Below are 20881 nucleotides of genomic sequence, written 5' to 3'. Positions count from 1 at the left end.
GTTGCAACATCGCAAGATCGTCGTGGTTCTGAAGGGTTATCCGCGGCTGTCCGAAACCTTCATCGCGCAGGAACTGCTCGGTCTTGAGCGTGCGGGGTTCGACCTGATACTCGTCGCGCTCAGGCGGCCGACCGACGAAAAACGCCACCCCGTGCATGACGAGATCAAAGCGCCCGTCCATTATCTGCCGGAATATCTGCATGAAGAGCCGCTGCGCGTGCTTCGCTCGCTGTTTGCCTGTCTGCTGCGTCCGGGCTTCTGGCGCGCGCTCGGATCGCTGGCTGCCGATATGCCCCGCGACTTTACGCGCAATCGCGCGCGCCGCTTCGGGCAAGCGCTCGTGCTGGCGGCCGAATGGCCGGAAAACGCGGGCTGGCTGCATGCACATTTCGCGCACACGCCTGCATCGGTGACGCGCTATGCCAGCCAGCTTCGTGGCCTGCCCTGGACCTGCTCGGCCCATGCCAAGGACATCTGGACTTCGGCGGACTGGGATCTGGCCGGCAAGCTTTCCTCGGCGCGCTGGACGGTCACTTGCACGAAAACCGGCTTCGATCGTCTGAAAAAACTCGCTAACGGCAACTCGTCTGTGCATCTGAGCTATCATGGGCTCGACCTTGATCGCTTCGGCAGTTTCGGCGAGGCGCGAAAGCAGCATGACGGCTCGGCTCCGGACGAACCGGTTGTCGTTCTGAGTGTCGGGCGCGCCGTTGAAAAGAAAGGTTACGATACGTTGCTGGAGGCCCTTGCCCTGTTGCCCGGCGATTTGGCGTGGCGTTTCGAGCATATCGGCGGCGGCGAAGAACTGGAACGGTGCAAGGCGCTGGCGCAAAAGCTCGGCCTGGATGGTCGCGTCTCTTGGAAAGGCGCGCTTGCGCAGGAGGAGGTGCTTGAGCACTACCGCCGTGCCGACATCTTCGCCCTGGCCTGCAGGATCACCGCAACTGGCGACCGCGACGGTCTGCCGAACGTTCTGGTGGAGGCGGCTAGCCAGCGGCTTGCCTGCGTGTCGACCGATATTTCCGGCGTGCCGGAGCTTTTATCGCCGAATGAAACGGGGTTGCTGGTTCCGACGGAAGACCCGATTGCCCTGGCACAGGCGCTGGAGCGCCTGATCCGTGATCCCGTGCTCCGCGACCGCCTCGGCGACGCCGCAGAGCGGCGCGTGCGCGGCAATTTCGATCATATGGCAAGCATTGGACAGCTCAAGGAACTGTTCGAGCGGGAGTGGCGGGCCGCCGAATGAAGCGGCTGCGCGCTTTCTTCTATGTCCAGCACCTGCTCGGCATCGGCCATCTCGCGCGCGCCAGCCGCATTGCGGCGGCTCTGGTCGATGACGGGTTTGACGTTACCGTCGTGACCGGCGGAGCGCCGATCGCCGGGTTTCCGGGACTGGGTGTACAATCTGTAACTCTGCCACCTGTCACCTCCGGTGATGAAGGATTTTCGGGACTTGTCGACCTGCAAGGCAACCCGATCGACGATGATTTCAAGAAATGGCGTTCAGAGATGCTGCTGCAGGCATTCCGGGATTGCAGGCCTGATATCGTCATTGTCGAGGCGTTTCCATTTGGACGCCGGCAGATGCGTTTCGAACTCTTGCCGCTGATCGAGGCCATCGACGCGACGTCGCCCAGACCGCTGCTGGCGACGTCCGTCCGTGATATCCTCCAGGAGCGCGTCAAGCTGGGCCGAAACGAGGAAACGGTCGATCTCATCAACAGGCATTTCGATCTTGTTATGGTCCACGGCGATCCGGCTTTCGCAACCATCGACAAGACATTTCCACTGGCTGGGGCGATCAGGGCCGAGGTCACCTACACGGGGCTCGTTGCCGCGCCGCCATCGCCCGCGGGCTCCGAGCGCTTCGACGTTCTGGTGTCGGTTGGCGGCGGGGCTGCCGGAAAGAGCCTTGTCAGATCCACCATCGCAGCGGCGCGGAATGCCAACAACGCTTGGAAATGGTGTTTGATCACCGGCCCAAACCTGCCGAAAGACGAGTTTGACGCGATCGCACGCGATGCCACGCCGGGCCTGTCCATCTTCCGGTTCCGCGAGGATTTCGCCAGCCTGCTGACCGGCGCCCGCCTGTCAGTCTCGCAGGCGGGTTACAACACGGTCTGCGATGTCCTGCGCGCGGGCTGTCGCTCCCTGCTCGTCCCATTTGCAGCCGGCGGGGAAACCGAACAGACGGTTCGCGCCCTGATGCTCGAAGAACTCGGTCTTGCAACGGTGCTGATGGAAAAGGACCTGACGCCTGAAGGTTTGGCGCAAGCGGTCGAACAAGCGCTTGTGGAACCGACGCCATCTGCGCATCGTCTCGATCTGGAAGGCGCGCGTCGCTCCGCGCAAATCCTGCGCGAGCGGCATCGAACATGGTCCCTAAACGTGGGGCCCGGTTTCGGAAAAGTTCATGATTAAACAGACGATAGATCCTAGAGCGGTTCATCGTTTCACGCAGAACCGCTCTGTCTCTTTGTTTTGACGCAATTCCGGACGGAAAGCCGTTTCCACACTTTCCTGCAAATGCCCTAACGCGCGTCGCGTCTGGTGAGATTCGTGCGACGCGCTTCAAGTCCTGTTTTTATGCGTGTCGTTGTCCCAAAACCGCTACGCGCTTTTGGGCGAAATGCATTAAACAGTTCCAATCAGCATGAAGCGCGTATAATTTTTTGTCGGCAGTTCGCCGGAGAACCGCACCTCCCGTAGCGCCGCCATTTCCTCGAAGGCTGCAAGCGAAGCCACGCAGTTGATGTGCGTCGGCTCGCTGAAATAATCGTTCGATTGCAGCAGCACATTCGTGCCCGGCGGAAGCAGAGCAAGCCAGGCGCGCAGATCGGCTATATGTTCGCAGCTCGTATTGACCATCAGATCGGGCCGCCCGGCCGCATAGTCGAGTGCGTACATATCTGCCGTCAGCGCCCGGAACCGGTCGCCGGCTTCCCGGTTGAGGGTCCGGGCGACCGGCGCGACTTCGGGATCGATGTCGATGCTATCGACCGCCGCGATGTCGAAGCGGGCGTCGTTGAAAAGCATTGCCGGCAATACGCCGTACCATCCACCCAGAACCCATATGCGCCCGAAGCGGCCGCCGCCGCTTTCGAACAGCCTGTCGAGCGCCCACATCTTGCAGGCGACCTGCTTGTGGTTGAAGGCGTTGGCGATATCGGCTTTCGGATGCTTGGCGACGACGCGCGCCAGCCCTGCCACGAGAGGGCAGTTGACATAAGCAGCAATTCCCCGCGTGAGGTCCAAGGCTTGCTCGTGCCAGTCCATGGCATTGCGTGGTTGCGTGACATCCATCATAATTCGTCTTGTATGTTGGGATTTTGGGCGACACAACGCAATCTTGCCTCCCGCAAGACTGTTTGATTCCGCGGACGTGATCATGCTGCAAGCCGCTTGGCTATTGCCCGGTGCCGGAGAGAGCCTGTTGCATCTGTCCGGATCATCGGCGTCCATCCGCCAGCACCAGCCGCGCAGCTGCGGCCTCGTGCTGCTCGGCTGTTCGCCAAAGCCTTACGAAAGCCGCGGACCGTTTGGCCAGCTGCTTTCTTCGCCGATCAACAATGCCCATGTCGTTGCCATCGACCATGCGCCGGAACTGGATCGCGCCGCCTCGCAGGTTCCTTGCATCGTTGAGCGCAGGACAATGCCCGTGCACAGCAGCTTCGAGCTTGTCGTTGGCGATGAAGAAATTGCCGATACGCCATTCGCCAGCAGGTGCTTTTACATCCTGCATCCTTCCAACTGAAGGGTCCACAGTCGCATATGGAAGCCAGCCTAGCCCGCTATATCTGGACGCACACCAAGAAGCAGCAGCTCTGGATATTGATGATCGTCGTGCTTTCGATGATCCCGTATTTCATGTCCTTCGACCTGCCGAAGCTGATCGTCAACGGACCGATCCAAGGTCGCGGCTTCGAGCAACCGGGCGCGACCCAGCCATTCATGAGGCTACACTACAACCTGCCGTTCATTGGAGAGGTCCAGTTCTTCTCCGGTTTTCAGCTCGACCGCGAGGAGACCCTGTTTGCCCTGAGCCTTGTGTTCCTCTTGCTAGTCGTCATCAACGGCCTGTTCAAATTCTACATCAACACCTACAAGGGCCGCCTCGGCGAACGCATGCTGCGGCGTATCCGCTTCGATCTGGTCGACCGTGTGCTGCGTTTTCCGCCGGTTTACTTCAAGCGGGTGAAATCCGCCGAAGTGGCGACCATGGTGAAGGACGAGGTGGAGCCGCTGGGCGGCTTCATCGGCGACGCCTTCCTGCAGCCGGTACTGCTCGGCGGCCAAGCGCTGACGGCCATGCTGTTCATCATGATCCAGAACGTCTGGCTCGGAATGATAGCGGTCGTGATCGTGGCGATCCAGATCGTGCTCATCCCGCGAATGCGGCGGCGGCTGATCGTGCTCGGGCGCCAACGGCAGTTGACGGCGCGCGCGCTTTCGGGCCGGGTTGGCGAAATCGTCGACGGCATCGGCGCGGTTCACGTCCACGATACATCAAACTACGAGCGCGCCGACATAGCTGCCCGGCTCGGGCTCATCTTCAAGATCCGCTTCGATCTTTACCAATGGAAATTCATGGTGAAGTTCCTCAACAATTTTCTCGCGCAGCTCACGCCCTTTCTGTTCTACATGATCGGCGGGTATCTGGTCCTCCAGGGGCGGCTGGACGTCGGCCAGCTCGTGGCCGTGATCGGCGCCTACAAGGACCTGCCCGGACCGATGAAGGAACTGATCGACTGGGATCAGGATCGGCAGGATGTCCAGGTCAAATATCAACAGGTCGTTGAACAGTTCACCGTTGAAGGTCTCATCGCGCCGAAAATCGGGGCATTGACGATCGACGATCCCGATCCGATGACCAAGCCGCTGTCGGCGATCAATCTGTCCATAGCAGACGATGGCGGTGCAATGCTCCTCAACCGTATCTCCCTCCAGGTCAAGCCGGGTGAGACGGTGGCACTGGTCAGTACCGCAACAGGTGGAGCGGAGGCGCTTGCAGAAGCCTTCGCGCGGCTGAACTGGCCGGACAGCGGAAGGGTCGCTTCGGGCACCGACGACCTGCTTGAACTTCCCGAAGCAATAACCGGCCGGCGCATGTCGTATGCCTCGTCGGATGTTTTCCTGTTCCAGGCAAGCCTCCGCGACAACCTGCTCTACGGGTTGAAGCATGCGCCGCTGACATCGGTGCCTTATGACGGTGCTGCGGCAGATCAGCACCGCTGGAACATTCACGAGGCGCGCCGGTCGGGCAATCCGGATCTTGATATCCACAGCGACTGGATCAACTATGCTTCCGCTGGCGCTACCGGCCCGCACGACCTCTTTGAAGCCGTGCGCCGGGTGCTCGACGCGGTTGTTCTGTCGCGTGACATTCTGGATCTCGGCTTGCGCTCTTCGGCCGACCTCACGCGTCACACGGAGCTTGCCAGGCGGATCGTCGAACTGCGTGCGGCGCTGCGGACCCGGCTGGAACAAGAGGGGCTGAGCGGACTGGTGGTTCCTTTCGAACCGGGCGCCTACAACAAGGAAGCAACGATCGGCCAAAACCTGCTCTTCGGCGCTGCCGCCGGCCCCGAACTGGCCGACAGGGCCCTGGCGGCCAATCCCTATTTTGCTTCCGTGCTGAGGCAAGCCGGCCTCGACCGCACGCTCTACGAAATGGGCTTGGAGATCGCCAAACAGGCGATCGAGCTGTTTGCCGACCTGCCGCCCGATCACCAGTTCTTCCAGCAGCTCGCCTTCATGAGCGCGGAGGAGATACCCGCCTACGAAACCTTGCTGCAACGGCTCAAGAACCGTCCCTACGAGGCGGTTTCGGAGAACGATCGCGCCATGATCGTCACCTTGAGCTTTGCCTACATCGAGCCCCGGCACCGCTTCGGCCTGCTGAGCGACGAGCTGATGAGCAAGATCGTCGCTGCACGCAACCGGTTCTATGAAGACCTGCCGCCCGAGCTGCACAATGCGGTCGAACGGTATGATCCTGCCAAATACATTGCCGCGGCCACCGTCATGGATAATGTCTTGTTCGGGCGTGTGGGCAACAATCATCCCGACGCGCCCGACCGCATACGCTCCATCGTCTATGACATTCTTGACGAACTGGGGCTTTATGGCGAACTTCTGGATGTCGGCCTGGACTTCAACGTCGGCTCCGGCGGCAGGCGGCTGACCGGTGGACAGCGACAGAAGCTCGATGTTGCCCGGGCCTTGCTCAAGCGTCCCGATTTTCTCATTCTCAACCGGCCGCTGTCGGCGCTCGACCAGCGCATGCAGGATAAGGTGCTGCGAAATGTGCTCGGGGAAGCCAGGCGCGACGGCCATTCGCCGGCAATTGTGTGGGTCGTGACGAATCCGGCAATGGCGATGATGTTCGATCGCGTTATCGTCTTCGACTCGGGTCAATTGGCGGAAGACGGAACACACGAGACACTTTTGGCAGGGAACGGTATCTTCAAGGAACTGTTGTCATAGAGCAACGGACATTCAGATGGGATCATTCTGCCGGTGCACGACATCGGGCTCGCCACCTTTCGCGTGGTTTGTCTCGCCATCCCGGAAAGAGAATTGATTCCATCTGGGCGTGCTCTAGTCTGGCAAACGCGAATTTTGGAAGGTTTGCGACAATGCTGCTCAAGGATGAAGTTGGAATGCTGCAACGCGTTCCCTTGTTCTCTGCCATCGAGCCGACAAAGCTCAAGCTGCTTGCGTTCACATCCGATCGTGTGAGCTACAGCGCCGGCCAGATCCTTTTCCGGCAGGGCGACGAGGGAGACGCCGCCTATGTCATCCTTTCAGGCAGAGCGGATATTCTTGTCGATTCCGACAGCGGACCGATAAAAGTTGCAGAACTGGAGCCAAATTCGATCGTTGGCGAGATCGCCATATTGTGCAACAGCTCCCGCACTGCCACCGTCAGAGCGGCAAGTCCGCTGGAAGCCCTGAGAATCCGCAAGGATCATTTCCTGAGACTTATGAGGGAGTTCCCGGAAATGACCATCGAGATATTGCGGGTTCTTGCCGATCGCCTAAGCCATACGACCGCGGATCTGATCGACGCACGAAGCGCCAAATAACGAAGGACGTGCGCTCGATCCTCGCCGTCGTGACGGCACTGTCCTCTCGCTGAGAAGATCACCCGGAGAAAGCCTGTCTCGCCTAGCGGCAGTTGTTTAGATATGATGGGCGAAGGGGTAGCATGGACGACAACGTTTTCCTGGTCAGGTTTTGGGGTGTCCGCGGCAGCATTTCGGTATCAGGGCCAGAGTTCTCTCGCTATGGTGGCAACTCAATCTGCGTCGAGATGCGATGCGGTAAGCATACGCTTCTGTTCGACGCAGGCTCTGGCCTAAGGCCAGCCGGCGCGGCGCTTCAGGCGTTGGGCGTGACCGATTTCGACCTGCTTTTCACCCATTGCCATTACGATCACATCATCGGGCTGCCGTCTTTTGCGCCGATCTATGACCGGGGCGCCCAGGTTACGCTTTGGTCCGGGCATCTTGCAGGACACATGACGACCCGGCAGATGGTCGATGAGTTCATGCGGCCGCCGTGGTTTCCGGTGAAACTGGAGGCCTGCAAGGCAAGCCTCGACTATCGCGATTTTGTATCCGGAGACGTGCTTCGCCCGCGCGAAGGGGTGGTGGTCCGAACCGGCAGTCTTATGCATCCGGGCGGCTGCATAGGCTACCGGGTCGAATGGGGTGGCGGCGTCGTGGCGGTGATCACAGACACTGAGCATGAGCCGGACAAACTCGATCAGGCGGTGCTCGGCCTGATCGAAGATGCCGACCTCGTCATCTACGATTGCACCTACACCGAGGAGGAAATGGAACGCCGCCGCGGTTACGGGCACTCGACGTGGCAACAGGGCGTCAAACTCTGTGAGGCGGCCGGTGCGCGGAGGCTTGCGCTGTTTCACCACGATCCGACACGCACCGACAAGGAACTGGACAAGATCCAGAAACTGGCCAAGGACAGGTTTACCGGCGCTTTTGCCGCGCGGGATGGCCAGACGCTCAACATTCCGGTCTCATTGCGCAAAAAGCACTGAGCTATTTTCCTCTATCTCTTTGTTTTGACGCAATTCCGGACGGAAACCGTTCACACTTTTCCTGGAATTGTTCTACCGGCGCTGCGCCCGATCAATGTCCTGATCGGAAGCCATGCGCAGGCTTCAGTCTGTGCGGTGACTGTGAACAGCCGTTCGAGGAAGAGCCAGGCCGATTCATCATGTACGAGATGGTGGGTGAGCAGGCCCACCGGTTCGCCCCCATCGAATGCATGCTGCAATTGCGCGATGATAGCCTGAACCAATAGGCCATGATCGCGGCAGCCGCGCGTGCCATGCCAATCCATGATGTCGACATTGCTGTTGATGACCGCAAGTGACGCCGGCCTTGGCGGTCCATAGACCGACAATGCCGAAAATCCTATCGATCCAAGGTCGGATACCAAGCCGGCGTCGATCCTGTTCCAGGGTGGCACCAGCATCGGAACGGCACGTGCGCCGTGCAGGCCGGTTACGTGCGCCAGCCCGCGAGCCAGATCATCGAGCACCGCCTCGCGTGGTCGATGCGCGCCGAGCTCCTGCTTCTTCTGGCCCTCGGGCGCATGATTTCGGTGCGCCCAGCCATGGATGGCGACCGTGGCATGCGGCGCCTCGTCAAGCCGAACGACAAGCTTCTCGTCAGTCACGGCGGGAATGACGGCCAGAGTCACCGGAACCGCGAATTCACCGGTGAGGTCGAGCAACCGATCAAGCGCAGGCGTCGGATCCACGGCGTCATCGTCGCGCAGCCAGAACTCTGCCTTACGGTCCGCCCGTTGCCGGCTCGCCAGTTCCTCCACCAAGGGTTGCCAGATTTGATCGGATGTCATGAGACGGGGATCTTCGCAAGAAGTTCGGCCAGACGCGCCGCTGCAGCACCGAGAGAACGTTCTTCGAGGATGAAACGTCTGGCTTCTGCGGCCATGATGGATCTTTCGTCGTTATGGGCCAGAAGCCTTTCAATGGCAGAAGCGAACGCCGCCACATCGTCCAGCGGGGTGAGAAACCCGGCCTGGCCATTCCGGACGACCTCCGGCACGCCGGCGACGTCCTGAGCCACAACCGGAAGGCCGGCGGCCTGTGCTTCAAGATAGGCAACGCCATAGGCCTCGCCGAAACCCGGCCAGACGTAAATTCCCCCACTGTAGAGGACATCCGGCACGGCGGCTGGCTCAATCGCGCCAAGCCATTCGATACGCTCGGCGGGCAAGCCGGCGAATTGCGCTTTGATCTCCTCGCGGGCAGGTCCGTCCCCGACGACCGACATGGTCCAGGGCAGGTGACCGATCGAACCGAGCGCCTGCGCCAGCATGCGATAGCTTTCGAGTTTGTCGCCCGGGCGCATCATGGCGACGGTAACGAGGCGCGTCGGACAACCGCGTGCCGGCGTTTCCCGGAATAGCGATGTGTCGATGAAGGGCGAAAGCATGCCGAAAGCGGCGTCGGGTACCGCATCTGCCAGTCCCTGACGATCCCTTTGCGTGAAGCAGATGTTCAGCGCCGCCTGTTCGACGGCTCGCGCCACCAACGCTTGCGTATCGGCCCACAAACCGGTGTTGCGCCGCCTCGAATAGGAGGCTTCCGCTGTCACATAGGGGACACCAAAGGCCAACGCCAGTTCGGGCCCGATCAGGTCGGGCGCCTTGTAATAGGGATGATAGGTGAACCACAGATCGGGCTTGCCGTCACGATCCCAAAGCCTCGCCAGCCGCGCGGCTTCCTCGCGGGCCTGGATCTTGAGCGCATCGAAACTTTTCGAATCCGGTTCGCGTAGATAGAAGCGCAATTCGGATGCCAGTTCGACGCTATGTCCTCCATGCTCCAGCGCCTTGACCAGCATCCGTGCCATCTGGCGGTCGCCGGAGGCAACGGGATGATTGGGCGACTTCAGCGGCGCATAGAAGGCAATTCGCATCGCCGGACCCTATCATCGGAAAGCCTGCGCAAGTCAATTTCGAAGCATGATCGACTTCACCCTCAAGCACTGGAATGTGCTATCTGATGCTCATGGAAACAGCTGCCGCGTCCGATCCGTTTGTTGCTTCTCTGCCGGTCTTCGCAAAGTTCGAAAGCGTTGCCGATATCGATAACTATCGGCCTCTCCCCGATGGCTGGGCGCTGGCCACCGCAGACATCGTCGGCTCGACCAAGGCGATCGAGGCGGGGCGCTATAAAACCGTCAATATGGCCGGTGCCAGCGTCATTTCGGCGCTGCTCAATGCGCTGGGTAGGCAAGATCTTCCCTTTGTCTTCGGCGGCGACGGCGCGCTCGTGGCGTTTCCCGACTCGGCGCTGGAGATCACCCGCAACGCGCTGGCGGCTGTCCAGAGATGGGTGGCGGACGAACTGGATCTGACCTTGCGTGCCGCAATCGTGCCGATAAAGGATATAAGAGCGCAAGGCCTCGACGTTCGCGTGGCGAGGTTCCAGGCCTCCGATGCGGTCTTCTATGCCATGTTCGCCGGAGGTGGCGGCAGTTGGGCGGAAGCCGAGATGAAAGCGGGGCGCTACCGCATCGATCCTGCGCCGGCCGGCGCGCGGCCGGACCTGACCGGCCTCTCGTGCCGCTGGAACCCGATCGAAGCCCGGCATGGCGAAATCGTCTCGATCATAGCCATACCGGGGGCGTCGCGCGACTTGCGCGGTTTTCAGTTTCTGGTTTCCGACATCATCGCCCTTGCCGGCAGGCAGGAACGCGATGGCCACCCGGTGCCGGTGAACGGGCCGGACTACAGTTTGCTGCCCGCCGGCCTCGATATCGAGGCGCGGGCCACGGCGCCGGCAGGACGGCGGTGGCTGTCGAAGCTGTGGATAGTGTTCCTGATGACGCTTACGGCTGTTACGGATAGATATGGCTGGACGATCGGCAGATTCGATCCGAAGATCTACAAACGCGAAGTGGCCAGCAATTCGGATTTCCGGAAGTTCGACGATGGCTTAAAGATGACCATCGACGTTGACGCGGATGTGTTGCAACGGATCGAGAACCGGCTGAAACAGGCGGAAGAGGCGGGCATCTGCAACTATGGCCTGCACCGCCAGAAATCGGCCTTGATGACATGCCTCGTCGCATCGCCGCTGCAGCGCGATCACGTTCATTTCATCGATGGCGCCGCCGGCGGCTATGCGATGGCTGCCGCAAGCCTTAAGGCGAAGGTGCCGGTCTGACGGCTTGCGGACATCGATTTTCCGCAATATGCCTCGGGGCTCTTGTGAGCGGTGAGCCTCACCATGGAAGCGGACGGCCTGTCCGAATTGACGGGAAGCAGATTTTTGGACGCCTCACGATCGACATATGACCGCCTTCTGAACCGGATTTCGACGCGTGCCGCGCAAGTCGGCGTGATCGGACTGGGCTATGTCGGGTTGCCGCTGGCGGTTGCGATCGCACGCGCCGGCTTCCCTGTTTGCGGCTTCGACATCGAAGCCCAAAAGGTCGAGAGCCTGAACAACGGACAATCCTACATCGAGGCGGTGACGTCGACAGCCCTTGCCGGCCAGGTGGCGAGCGGACGGTTCCGCGCCACTGCGGATTTTGCCGAACTGGCCGTCTGCGATGTCATCATCATCTGCGTTCCGACACCACTGACGAAACACCGCGAGCCGGATCTCTCCTTTGTCAGGAACACCGCAGGCACCATCGCGAAGCATCTGCGTCTCGGTCAGCTGATCGTGCTGGAATCGACCACCTATCCCGGCACCACCGACGACGTGATCAAGCCCATCTTGGAAAAAATCGGCTTGCAGTCGAGGATAGACTTCTTCCTCGGCTTCTCGCCCGAACGCGAGGATCCCGGCAACCGCAGCTTTGAAGTCGCGACGATCCCCAAGGTCGTGGCAGGTGACGGCATTGAAGCGGCGACGCTCGTGCAGGCTTTCTACCATGGCGTGGTCAAGACCGTCGTTCCGGTTTCCACCACGGCGACCGCCGAGGCGGTCAAGCTGACGGAAAACATCTTCCGCTCGGTCAATATAGCCCTCGTCAACGAGTTGAAGATCGTGCTCGGTGCGATGGGAATCGACATCTGGGAGGTGATCGAGGCGGCAAAGACCAAGCCCTTCGGCTACATGCCTTTCTATCCTGGCCCTGGACTTGGCGGGCACTGCGTTCCGATCGATCCCTTCTACCTGACGTGGAAGGCTCGCGAATACGAACTGCCGACCCGCTTCATCGAGCTGGCGGCAGAGATCAACACGGCCATGCCGCGTCATGTGGTCGATGAACTGGCGAAGGCGCTGGACCGGCGCTGCGGCAAGGCGCTCAGCCGCTCGCGCATTCTCATCATCGGGCTCGCCTATAAGAAGAATGTGCCCGACATCCGCGAAAGCCCCTCATTGCGGCTCATTGAACTCATCGAGGAATGGGGCGGCAAGGCGGAATTCCACGATCCGCATGTTACCGAAATCCCGGCCACACGGGAGCATATGGCGATCAAGGGGCGTCGTTCTGTCGAATTGACCGAGGTGGCCTTGAAGGATTTCGACGCTGTCGTCGTTGCGACCGACCACGACGCGATCGACTATCAGGCGATCGCGGATCACGCTCTACTGATCGTCGACACACGCAATATTTTTGGCCGCCTCGGGCTAGCCCGAGAGACGGTGGTAAAGGCCTGACGGCGTCCGAGCCGGCGAATTTGTGCAAGGAGATTTCGAGATAGCATGAGCACAGCGCAAGCAGAAATTTCAGCCATTCTCATGGATAAGGTTGCCGATTGGCTGACCCAATCGGCGTTGGCGGGCGACGACCTGGAAACATTGGTAAGGGGCTTTTGTGAACGGCTGGCTGCTGCCGGCCTGCCGTTGAAGCGGGTGCATTTGAGCTTTTCGATGCTTCATCCGCTTTATGACGCGCTCGGCTTCACCTGGCTCCGCGGCCAGGGCCTGGAAGTGGAAGGCTTCCGCAAGGAGAACGGCGTTCATTCCGACAGATTCCTGACCAGCCCATACTACCATCTGCTCAGCCACAAGCTCGACCATCTGCGGCGCCGGCTCGACCCGTCGGTGCCGTCGGAATTTCCTGTTTTCGATGACCTCAAGCTGATGGGCGTCACCGATTACATGGCTTTCGTCCATCCCTTCAGCGGCAACACCAGTCAGGGCATGATCGGGTCTTGGTCCACCGACAGTGCTGCAGGCTTCAGCGACAGCATGATTTCGGCGCTGCTGCGCATCCAGAACCATCTCGCTATCGCAACCAAGATGGCGGTGCTCACCAAGCTTGCCGACAACATGATGACCACTTATCTCGGCGGCGACGCCGGCAGGCGCGTGCTCGACGGCCAGATCAAGCGCGGCGAGGGTGATACAATCCGGGCGGCACTGGTCATGGGCGACATGCGCGGGTCGTCAAGACTTGCCGAAACCTCCGGCCGCGAAGTCTATATCGATACGCTGAACCAGTTTTTCGACGCCGCTGCTGCACCTTTCAATCGCAAGGGCGGGCAGATCATGAGTTTCATAGGTGATGGCTTCATTGCCGTCTACCCTTGCGCAAGGCACCGTTCACAGTCCGAGATCGCCTGCCAGGCTGCTCTTGCAGCAGCGCACAAGGCCACCGCGCGCATGATGGATCTCAATCTGCGCAGAAAACAGCAGGGATTGAGCGACATAAACTATGGTATCGGCCTGCATGTCGGCAATGTGATGTTCGGCAATGTCGGGCTTACCGACCGGCTCACATTCTCTGTCTTCGGCTCGGCTGTAAACGAGGTCCAGCGTCTCCAGACCCTGACCAAGAAATATCCGCACAGCGTTCTCGCCAGCAAAGACTTCGCCGGCTATTGCGGCGCCAACAACTGGCTGGCGCTCGGCATGGAGGAACTGGCGGGCATCAGGCAGAAGCTAACGGTGCTTTCACCCGATTTGTCGGGTACTCTCTCGCTCGACGAAGACGGTGCGCTGGAGCCGATTTACGACCGAATATCGGACGCCGAGCAGGTCATGCTGCTTCATCGCAATGCCGCGCGGCCGTCCGCGGGCGACCCGAGGAAGCTCCAGTAACCGCCACGATCTGATCCGAACGCGTTTGGTATGCAGTCCGGTCGCCGGTTCCGCCAGGGAGCTGGCGACTGTTCGAATCCAAGTTGCTCTAGGCTGGCAATGCGATAGTCTCGCCTTCTGGACCTGCCAGAGTGGGGGCTGGTGTGAGAATGAATTTGGGCGTTGATCTGCTGCGGATCGAGGATGTTGGCATCTCTTTTGCCATTATAGGGGGACCGTTGCATGCCGTGAGGCGTGCAAATCTTCGCGTCCTGCCCGGCAAGGTTACCGCGCTTGTGGGCGAGTCCGGTTCCGGAAAATCGGTTCTCAGCCAGGCAGTGATGGGCATTTTGCCGAACACAGCCCATGTTCGCGGGCGTATCCTGTTTTCCGATCCTGAAAAGCCCGGCACGACGCAGGATATCCTGCAGATGCCGCGTGACGGACCCGAAATCCGGGCGTTGAGAGGCAGCCGCATCGGCAAAATATTTCAGGAGCCGATGACATCACTGTCGCCGCTGCATACGATCGGCAATCAGGTGAGCGAATCCCTGCAGATTCATACGCCCATGGCTTGGGTGGAGCGCAAGGCGCGGACCAAGGAAATGCTCGGACTTGTCGGCTTTCCCAACCCCAAGCGCGCCTATGACATGTATCCCTTTGAACTTTCGGGAGGATTGCGTCAACGCGCCATGATCGCCATGGCGCTTATCTGCCGGCCCGCGCTGTTGATCGCCGACGAGCCGACGACGGCGTTGGACGTCACCATCCAGGCGCAAATCCTGCAATTGCTGCGCGAGCTTCAGACGAAGCTGAACATGGCGATGCTGCTGATCACGCACGACCTTGGCGTAGTCGCCAACGTCGCCGACGAGGTGGTGGTCATGTACCATGGCGAGATCATGGAAGCGGGACCTGTGGAGGCGATATTCCGCCGGCCGGGCCACCCTTACCTGAAGGGCCTGATGGCAGCCGTTCCGCATTTCGACCTGAAGCCCGGCGAAAGGCTAAAGGCGCTCCGCGAGGTGCCGGTGAATGTCGGGAACCTGCTCGGCAAGCAGACGGCGCCGGCATCGAAGGGGCCGGACGACATCCTGCTGTCGGTCAGGGATCTGACAAAGACCTTCACGATCCGCAAGTCCGGATGGTTCGGCGGAGATCATCAAACCTCTGTTCGCGCCGTGGACGGCGTGAGCTTTGATATCAGGCGGGGTGAGTGCCTGGGTCTTGTCGGCGAAAGCGGCTCCGGCAAAACCACCGTCAGCAAGATCCTCATGCGGGCTGTCACCCCTAGCGGCGGCTCTGTGATCTTCAATGGCCGCGATGGTCCGATCGACGTCTTGGAAGCCGAGGGAGACGCCCTGCGCATGCTGCGCGCGAAAATCCAGATGGTATTCCAGGATCCGGTTTCGTCGCTTTCACCCCGCATGACGGTGGAGAACATTTTGAGCGAGCCGCTGGAAATCCATCGACGTGGCAATGCCGCGTCCCGACTCGCCACGGTCAAGAGCCTGATGCAGGCAATCGGGCTCGACCCGCGCTTCATAAAGCGTTATCCGCATAGTTTCTCCGGCGGGCAGCGTCAGCGTATCGGCATCGCGCGCGCGTTGGCGCTGGGGCCTGAACTCCTGATCTGCGACGAGCCGGTTTCGGCACTCGATGTCTCTGTCCAGGCGCAGATCCTGAACCTTCTGAAGGACCTGCAGAAGGAACTGGGCCTGACCTACCTGTTCATATCCCACAACCTCGCGGTGGTGGACTACATGGCAGACCGTATCGCGGTGATGTGCGGCGGGCGTATCGTCGAGCTCGCGCCGCGCGAAATTCTGCTTAGGAAACCGGTCCACCCCTACACGCGCTCACTGGTCGCCGCAGTACCTTTCCCCGATCTCGACAGGCCGATGGATTTCAAGACGCTGAAACTCAGCGGCGCTTCCGACACCAGCGCATGGGGACCGCAATTCCGCGACGAGGGCGACGAGGATATGCTGTCGCCGCTCGATCTTGGCGGCGGCCACCTCGTGCTGGCCCGACGTTCGGCCGATTTCAGCGAGCTACGCCATTGATCAGCCGGCGCACCGTCCTTGGACTCATGGCTTCGGCATTTCTGCCGGGCACGTTGCGCGCCGGCGATCTGGAGCCGGAATTTCTTGAGCCGCAGCTGAAGGCCAGAGCGCTGCCGGCACTCGCCGAACGCCTGCCCAAGCGCCCTCGCGCGTTGAATCTCGCCGCGATGGGCCGGCAGCCCGGCCAATATGGCGGCACGCTGCGCACGATCATCGGCAGCCAGAAAGACATCCGGATGATGACAATCTACGGGTACGCTCGCCTGGTCGGCTATGACGAAAAGCTTAACCTGCAAGCCGACATTCTCGAAAGTTTCGATGTAGCGGATGATCGTGTCTTCACTTTCAAGATACGAGAAGGACATAAATGGTCTGACGGTAGCCTGCTGACGTCGGAGGATTTTCGCTATTGCTGGGAAGATGTCTGGCTGAACGATGAGCTTTCGCAAGGCGGGCTCGCCCCGGCCCTGCTGGCGGACGGCAAGCCGCCACGCTTCGAGATCGTCGATCCGTTGACGGTCCGCTATAGTTGGGATGCGCCCAATCCCGACTTCCTGCCCAAGCTCGCCGCTGCTTCGCCCCTATCGCTTGTTCTGCCGGCCGCCTATCTCAAGCAGTTCCACAAGAAATACCAAGATCCATTCCGGCTCGCCGGCCTAATGAAGGAGAACCGGGCCCAGAAATGGACTCTCTTGCATATCCGCATGTCGCGGCAGTATCGCCCGGAGAACCCGGAACTGCCGACGCTCGATCCCTGGCAGAACCGGACCAAGCCGCCGGCTGAGCAGTTCGTCTTCGAGCGGAACCCGTTCTTTCATCGAATAGACGAGAATGGCCGGCAACTGCCCTATGTCGACCGGATTGTCATGAATGTCAGCTCGTCGGCGATCATTTCCGCCAAGACCGGTGCGGGCGAGAGCGACCTGCAAGGCATGGGAATTGACTTCACCGATTACTCCTTCCTGAAGGATGCGGAGAAGCGCTACCCGGTGAAGATGCATCTCTGGAAACGCACACAAGGTTCGCGGCTGGCGCTGCTGCCCAATCTGAATTGTGCCGACCAGGTGTGGCGTGGCCTTTTTCGTGACGTGCGCGTGCGCCGCGCACTTTCGCTCGCTGTGAACAGGCGCGAGATCAATTTGGCTGTGTTCTACGGATTGGCGCAGGAAAGTGCCGATACGGTCCTGCCGGAGAGCCCGCTCTACCGGCCGGAATTCGCGAAAGCCTGGGTCGCCCATGATCCCGACCAGGCCAATGCCCTGCTCGACGAGGTCGGGCTTCAGGCGCGTGACGATGACGGCCTGCGGATACTCCCCGACGGACGCCCGGCGCAGCTCGTAGTGGAAACGGCCGGCGAAAGCACGCTGGAAACCGACGCGCTCGAGCTCATCACCGATCACTGGCGCAAGATCGGCATCGCCCTGTTCATCCGGACTTCGCAGCGCGACATCTTCCGCAGCCGCGCGCTTGGTGGCCAGATCATGATGTCGATGTGGTCGGGCATCGACAATGGCGTGCCGACCGCCGACATGAACCCCTACCAACTCGCCCCCACCGTTGATGACCAGCTGCAATGGCCGCTCTGGGGTGCTCACTACTTGTCCCGTGGCAAGGTCGGCGAAGCGCCCGATCTTCCGCCCGTGGTCGAGTTGATGGCTTTACTCAAGCGCTGGAACGCATCGACCGAAGCCACGGAGCGCGCCGAGATCTGGAATTCAATGCTGTCGATCTATACCGATCAGGTGTTTTCGATCGGCACGGTAAACGGAACGCATCAGCCGATTCTGGCGTCCTCGCGGCTGCGCAATCTGCCTGACAAGGCGCTCTACGGCTACGACCCGACCGCCTATTTCGGTGTCTATATGCCGGATACATTCTGGCTTGGAGAGTCCTGAGCGTGCTTCGATATTTTGTCTGGCGTATCGCCGTGATGGTTCCAACGCTGCTGGTCATATCGGCACTGGTGTTCACGATCATCGAACTTCCCCCAGGCGACTATTTCGACAGCTATGTTGCCGAGCTTCGGGCTCAGGGCGAAGCGGTGGATTCCGATCGCATCGAGATGATGCGCAAGGAATATGGTTTCGACAAGCCACCGGTCATTCGCTACTTCTACTGGGTCGGCGGGATGCTGCACGGCGATTTCGGCTATTCCTTCGAATATGAGCTGCCGGTTCGCGACGTCGTCGGGGACCGAATGTGGCTGACGGTGCTGGTTTCCTTCGTCACGATCATCTTTACCTGGCTCATCGCCTTTCCGATCGGCATGTACTCCGCCACGCATCAATACAGCTGGGGCGACTACGGCCTGACTTTCTTCGGCCTTCTCGGCCTTGCGATTCCGAACTTCATGCTGGCGCTGATCCTGATGTATTTCGCCAACATCTGGTTCGGCACGTCTATCGGCCATCTCATGGACCAGCAATATCTCGGCGAGCCGATGAGCTGGGCCAAGGCGAAATCGATCCTCGCCCATCTCTGGATTCCGGTCTTGATCATCGGAACCGGGGGCACGGCAAGCATGATCCGGCGGCTGCGCGCCAATCTGCTCGATGAGCTACATAAGCAATATGTCGTGACCGCGCACGCCAAAGGCCTTCATCCCTTCAGGGCGCTGGTCAAATATCCGCTGCGCATGGCGCTCAATTTCTTCATTTCGGATATCGGCTCTATCCTGCCGGCCATCATCTCCGGTGCCGAAATCACGGCGATCGTGCTGTCTTTGGAAACGACCGGGCCGATGCTGATCAAGGCGCTGCAAAGCCAGGACATGTATCTCGCAGGGTCGTTCCTGATGTTTCTCGCCTTCCTGACAGTCATCGGCGTCCTGATTTCCGACCTGGCGCTGGCGCTACTTGATCCGCGAATTCGTTTGCAAGGCGGCAGCACCAAATGAACACGCAATCGCCGCTGCCCGCTCCGGGTGCCCCACTGCAACACTACGTTTCCATCGAGCCCTTTGACCTGCAGTCGGTCGAGGCGATGACGCCGGAGCAGGAGAAGGTCTTTCAGGCGTCGCAGTTGCGGCTGATGTGGTGGAAATTCCGTCGGCACCGGCTTGCCCTTGTATCCGGCATATTCCTGGCAGCGCTTTATTTCGGGATACTGATCTGCGAGTTCCTGGCGCCCTACGATCTGCACACGCGCAACATGGACTACATCTATTCACCGCCGCAGCGGGTGCACCTGTTCCACAACGGCGAGTTCGTCGGGCCGTTCGTCTATGGCCGCCAGATGACGCTGGATATGGACACGCTCAAGCGGAACTACGTCGAGAAACAGGATGATGTTCAGCGGATCCGTTTCTTCTGCAAGGGCGACAGTTACCGGTTCTGGGGCCTTATCGAAGGCGACAGGCATTTTGTCTGCCCTGCCGAAAACGGCCAACTCTTTCTGGCCGGCACTGACAGGCTGGGGCGCGATGTGCTCTCGCGCATCATCTATGGCGCACGTATTTCACTGACAATCGGCCTCGTCGGCATCAGTTTCAGCTTCCTGCTCGGCATTGTCATCGGCGGACTGGCCGGCTATCACGGCGGTATCTTCGACCTGATCGTCCAACGGATAATCGAAGTTCTGCAATCGATCCCCAGCATTCCGCTATGGCTGGCTCTGGCGGCGATCATGCCGATAACCTGGAGTCCGATCCTGATCTATTTCGGCATCACCGTCATCCTCGGGCTGCTCGACTGGACCGGACTGGCGCGGGCCGTGCGTTCGAAGCTTCTAGCCTTGCGCGAGGAGGATTACGTTCTGGCCGCGCAATTGATGGGCGCCAGAAGCAGCCGCATCATCGGGCGGCATCTCATTCCTGGCTTCATGTCGCATCTGATCGCGACGGCGACGATCTCCATACCCGGCATGATCCTGGGCGAGACGGCGCTGAGCTTCCTCGGGCTCGGCCTGAGGGCACCGATAACCAGCTGGGGCATCCTGCTCACCGAGGCGCGCAGCGTCAGCGTGATCGCGTTCTATCCATGGCTGCTTTTGCCGATGCTCCCCGTCGTTCTCGTCATCTTGGCGTTCAACTTCCTGGGCGACGGGTTGCGGGACGCCGCGGACCCCTACAAATGACATCGCTGTTCCGCCGCGTGCTGCGCCGCCGACTGCACCCGGTATGATCCTTGTCGGCAGCCTGTTCGCTTGTTGCAGTGTTCATCGTTCGCCTCTACACGCGGCAAGACTCGATCGGGGTTTAGCACGTCGGCCTGGGGTTTCAGCCGCGAAACGCTCTGGTCGGGGGCAGTTGATTTCGTGAACTGGTTCTGGACATACAATCGCACATGAGTCGCCTTGACAGTTTCATCCGGAGGATGACCGTACAGCGCGACATACTCGATCATGTCTGCGCCGAGGTTGCGGAGATGGAGGGGCCCGTGCTCGAGCTCGGCCTCGGCAATGGCCGGACGTTCCACCATCTGCGCGAGCGCCTGCCCGGACGCCGGATCGTAGCGTTCGATCGCGCACTTGCCGCACACGCCAGCTCAATTCCCGAAGCTGAAAACCTCGTGCTCGGCGAAATACGCGAGACGGCGAGCAGGTTCATTGGCATCGACGCCGCTCTTGTTCATGCCGACATCGGCACCGGCTATGAAGATCGCGATGCAGTGACCTCTACGTGGCTTCCCGATCTGACCGCGCGCCTGCTTCGCGTCGGCGGCATCGCGGTCAGCGGCACGCCGCTCGATCACCCGCAGTTGCAACGCCTCTCGCCGCCACCTTCGATTGCCGCCGATCGTTATTTTATCTGTAGGCGCGTGTGAGGGGCCGG

Annotated in this window: 17 protein-coding genes; 14 read left to right on the top strand and 3 right to left on the bottom strand. The window is 60.4% G+C overall.

The features are described from left to right. Position 1 precedes the first annotated feature (1 nt). Both NKJ55_RS13125 and NKJ55_RS13120 read left to right on the top strand, forming a co-directional pair. Positions 2-1246 (top strand): glycosyltransferase, encoded by a 1245-nt coding sequence (locus NKJ55_RS13125; protein WP_352450263.1) that lies wholly within the window; start codon positions 2-4, stop codon positions 1244-1246. After that, positions 1243-2421, top strand: a complete 1179-nt coding sequence (locus NKJ55_RS13120; protein WP_352450262.1) for a glycosyltransferase family protein — start codon at positions 1243-1245, stop codon at positions 2419-2421. Before NKJ55_RS13125 ends, NKJ55_RS13120 begins: the two co-directional genes overlap by 4 nt. Positions 2422-2634: 213 nt before the next feature. On the opposite strand, the gene NKJ55_RS13115 is transcribed toward NKJ55_RS13120, so the two are convergent. Then, complete coding sequence (locus NKJ55_RS13115; protein WP_352450272.1) at positions 2635-3303, bottom strand: class I SAM-dependent methyltransferase; 669 nt, start codon at positions 3301-3303, stop codon at positions 2635-2637. Between the two features lie 130 nt (positions 3304-3433). Here NKJ55_RS13115 and NKJ55_RS13110 point away from each other — a divergent pair, with 130 nt between their 5' ends. The 4 genes from NKJ55_RS13110 (at position 3434) to NKJ55_RS13095 (ending at position 8065) form a co-directional block, all read left to right on the top strand. After that, positions 3434-3754, top strand: a complete 321-nt coding sequence (locus NKJ55_RS13110; protein WP_352450261.1) for a hypothetical protein — start codon at positions 3434-3436, stop codon at positions 3752-3754. Positions 3755-3771: 17 nt separating this feature from the next. Continuing rightward, positions 3772-6486, top strand: coding sequence for an ABC transporter transmembrane domain-containing protein (locus NKJ55_RS13105; protein WP_352450260.1), 2715 nt, complete (start codon positions 3772-3774; stop codon positions 6484-6486). Between the two features lie 152 nt (positions 6487-6638). Then, a complete protein-coding gene (locus NKJ55_RS13100; RefSeq protein ID WP_023675957.1) occupies positions 6639-7088 on the top strand; it encodes a cyclic nucleotide-binding domain-containing protein in 450 nt (149 codons plus the stop codon). Positions 7089-7210: 122 nt separating this feature from the next. Continuing rightward, positions 7211-8065, top strand: a complete 855-nt coding sequence (locus NKJ55_RS13095; protein ID WP_352450259.1) for an MBL fold metallo-hydrolase — start codon at positions 7211-7213, stop codon at positions 8063-8065. Positions 8066-8115: 50 nt separating this feature from the next. Here the strand turns inward: NKJ55_RS13095 and NKJ55_RS13090 are convergent, their stop codons facing one another. After that, positions 8116-8892, bottom strand: a complete 777-nt coding sequence (locus NKJ55_RS13090; RefSeq protein WP_352450258.1) for a polysaccharide deacetylase family protein — start codon at positions 8890-8892, stop codon at positions 8116-8118. Then, positions 8889-9977, bottom strand: coding sequence for a glycosyltransferase family 4 protein (locus tag NKJ55_RS13085; protein ID WP_352450257.1), 1089 nt, complete (start codon positions 9975-9977; stop codon positions 8889-8891). The genes NKJ55_RS13090 and NKJ55_RS13085 overlap by 4 nt, the downstream gene beginning before the upstream one ends. Positions 9978-10051: 74 nt before the next feature. Here NKJ55_RS13085 and NKJ55_RS13080 point away from each other — a divergent pair, with 74 nt between their 5' ends. From NKJ55_RS13080 to NKJ55_RS13045, 8 genes are all read left to right on the top strand, one after another. Then, positions 10052-11230, top strand: coding sequence for a DUF3095 domain-containing protein (locus NKJ55_RS13080; protein WP_352450256.1), 1179 nt, complete (start codon positions 10052-10054; stop codon positions 11228-11230). A 105-nt stretch (positions 11231-11335) separates the two neighbouring features. Continuing rightward, positions 11336-12679 (top strand): nucleotide sugar dehydrogenase, encoded by a 1344-nt coding sequence (locus NKJ55_RS13075; protein WP_352450255.1) that lies wholly within the window; start codon positions 11336-11338, stop codon positions 12677-12679. A gap of 45 nt (positions 12680-12724) precedes the next feature. Beyond that, positions 12725-14065, top strand: coding sequence for an adenylate/guanylate cyclase domain-containing protein (locus tag NKJ55_RS13070; protein WP_352450254.1), 1341 nt, complete (start codon positions 12725-12727; stop codon positions 14063-14065). A 149-nt stretch (positions 14066-14214) separates the two neighbouring features. Beyond that, entirely contained in the window at positions 14215-16110 is a 1896-nt protein-coding gene (locus NKJ55_RS13065) for an ABC transporter ATP-binding protein (RefSeq protein ID WP_352450253.1), read from the top strand. Further along, complete coding sequence (locus tag NKJ55_RS13060) at positions 16107-18005, top strand: ABC transporter substrate-binding protein (protein WP_352450252.1); 1899 nt, start codon at positions 16107-16109, stop codon at positions 18003-18005. Before NKJ55_RS13065 ends, NKJ55_RS13060 begins: the two co-directional genes overlap by 4 nt. 2 nt (positions 18006-18007) lie before the next feature. Beyond that, positions 18008-19006 carry an ABC transporter permease gene (locus tag NKJ55_RS13055; protein WP_023675966.1) on the top strand — a complete coding sequence of 333 codons (999 nt, stop codon included), beginning with the start codon at positions 18008-18010 and terminating at the stop codon, positions 19004-19006. Then, the gene (locus tag NKJ55_RS13050) at positions 19003-20184 is read left to right on the top strand and encodes an ABC transporter permease (protein ID WP_352450251.1); all 1182 of its coding nucleotides are present in this window, start codon (positions 19003-19005) and stop codon (positions 20182-20184) included. Before NKJ55_RS13055 ends, NKJ55_RS13050 begins: the two co-directional genes overlap by 4 nt. A 209-nt stretch (positions 20185-20393) precedes the next feature. Continuing rightward, complete coding sequence (locus NKJ55_RS13045; protein ID WP_352450250.1) at positions 20394-20873, top strand: class I SAM-dependent methyltransferase; 480 nt, start codon at positions 20394-20396, stop codon at positions 20871-20873. The last annotated feature ends 8 nt before the right edge of the window (positions 20874-20881 follow it).

Source organism: Mesorhizobium sp. M0106, assembly GCF_040322715.1.
Taxonomy (GTDB): domain Bacteria; phylum Pseudomonadota; class Alphaproteobacteria; order Rhizobiales; family Rhizobiaceae; genus Mesorhizobium.
This window is presented reverse-complemented; position numbering and strand designations above follow the sequence as displayed.

What these genes read in the sequence shown, in the direction of transcription:
- NKJ55_RS13120 (WP_352450262.1), top strand. Translation starts at nt 1,243, where the DNA reads ATGAAGCGGCTGCGCGCTTTCTTCTATGTCCAGCACCTGCTCGGCATC.
- NKJ55_RS13115 (WP_352450272.1), bottom strand. Translation starts at nt 3,303, where the DNA reads ATGGATGTCACGCAACCACGCAATGCCATGGACTGGCACGAGCAAGCC.
- NKJ55_RS13105 (WP_352450260.1), top strand. Translation starts at nt 3,772, where the DNA reads ATGGAAGCCAGCCTAGCCCGCTATATCTGGACGCACACCAAGAAGCAG.
- NKJ55_RS13100 (WP_023675957.1), top strand. Translation starts at nt 6,639, where the DNA reads ATGCTGCTCAAGGATGAAGTTGGAATGCTGCAACGCGTTCCCTTGTTC.
- NKJ55_RS13095 (WP_352450259.1), top strand. Translation starts at nt 7,211, where the DNA reads ATGGACGACAACGTTTTCCTGGTCAGGTTTTGGGGTGTCCGCGGCAGC.
- NKJ55_RS13090 (WP_352450258.1), bottom strand. Translation starts at nt 8,892, where the DNA reads ATGACATCCGATCAAATCTGGCAACCCTTGGTGGAGGAACTGGCGAGC.
- NKJ55_RS13085 (WP_352450257.1), bottom strand. Translation starts at nt 9,977, where the DNA reads ATGCGAATTGCCTTCTATGCGCCGCTGAAGTCGCCCAATCATCCCGTT.
- NKJ55_RS13080 (WP_352450256.1), top strand. Translation starts at nt 10,052, where the DNA reads ATGTGCTATCTGATGCTCATGGAAACAGCTGCCGCGTCCGATCCGTTT.
- NKJ55_RS13070 (WP_352450254.1), top strand. Translation starts at nt 12,725, where the DNA reads ATGAGCACAGCGCAAGCAGAAATTTCAGCCATTCTCATGGATAAGGTT.
- NKJ55_RS13065 (WP_352450253.1), top strand. Translation starts at nt 14,215, where the DNA reads ATGAATTTGGGCGTTGATCTGCTGCGGATCGAGGATGTTGGCATCTCT.
- NKJ55_RS13050 (WP_352450251.1), top strand. Translation starts at nt 19,003, where the DNA reads ATGAACACGCAATCGCCGCTGCCCGCTCCGGGTGCCCCACTGCAACAC.
- NKJ55_RS13045 (WP_352450250.1), top strand. Translation starts at nt 20,394, where the DNA reads ATGAGTCGCCTTGACAGTTTCATCCGGAGGATGACCGTACAGCGCGAC.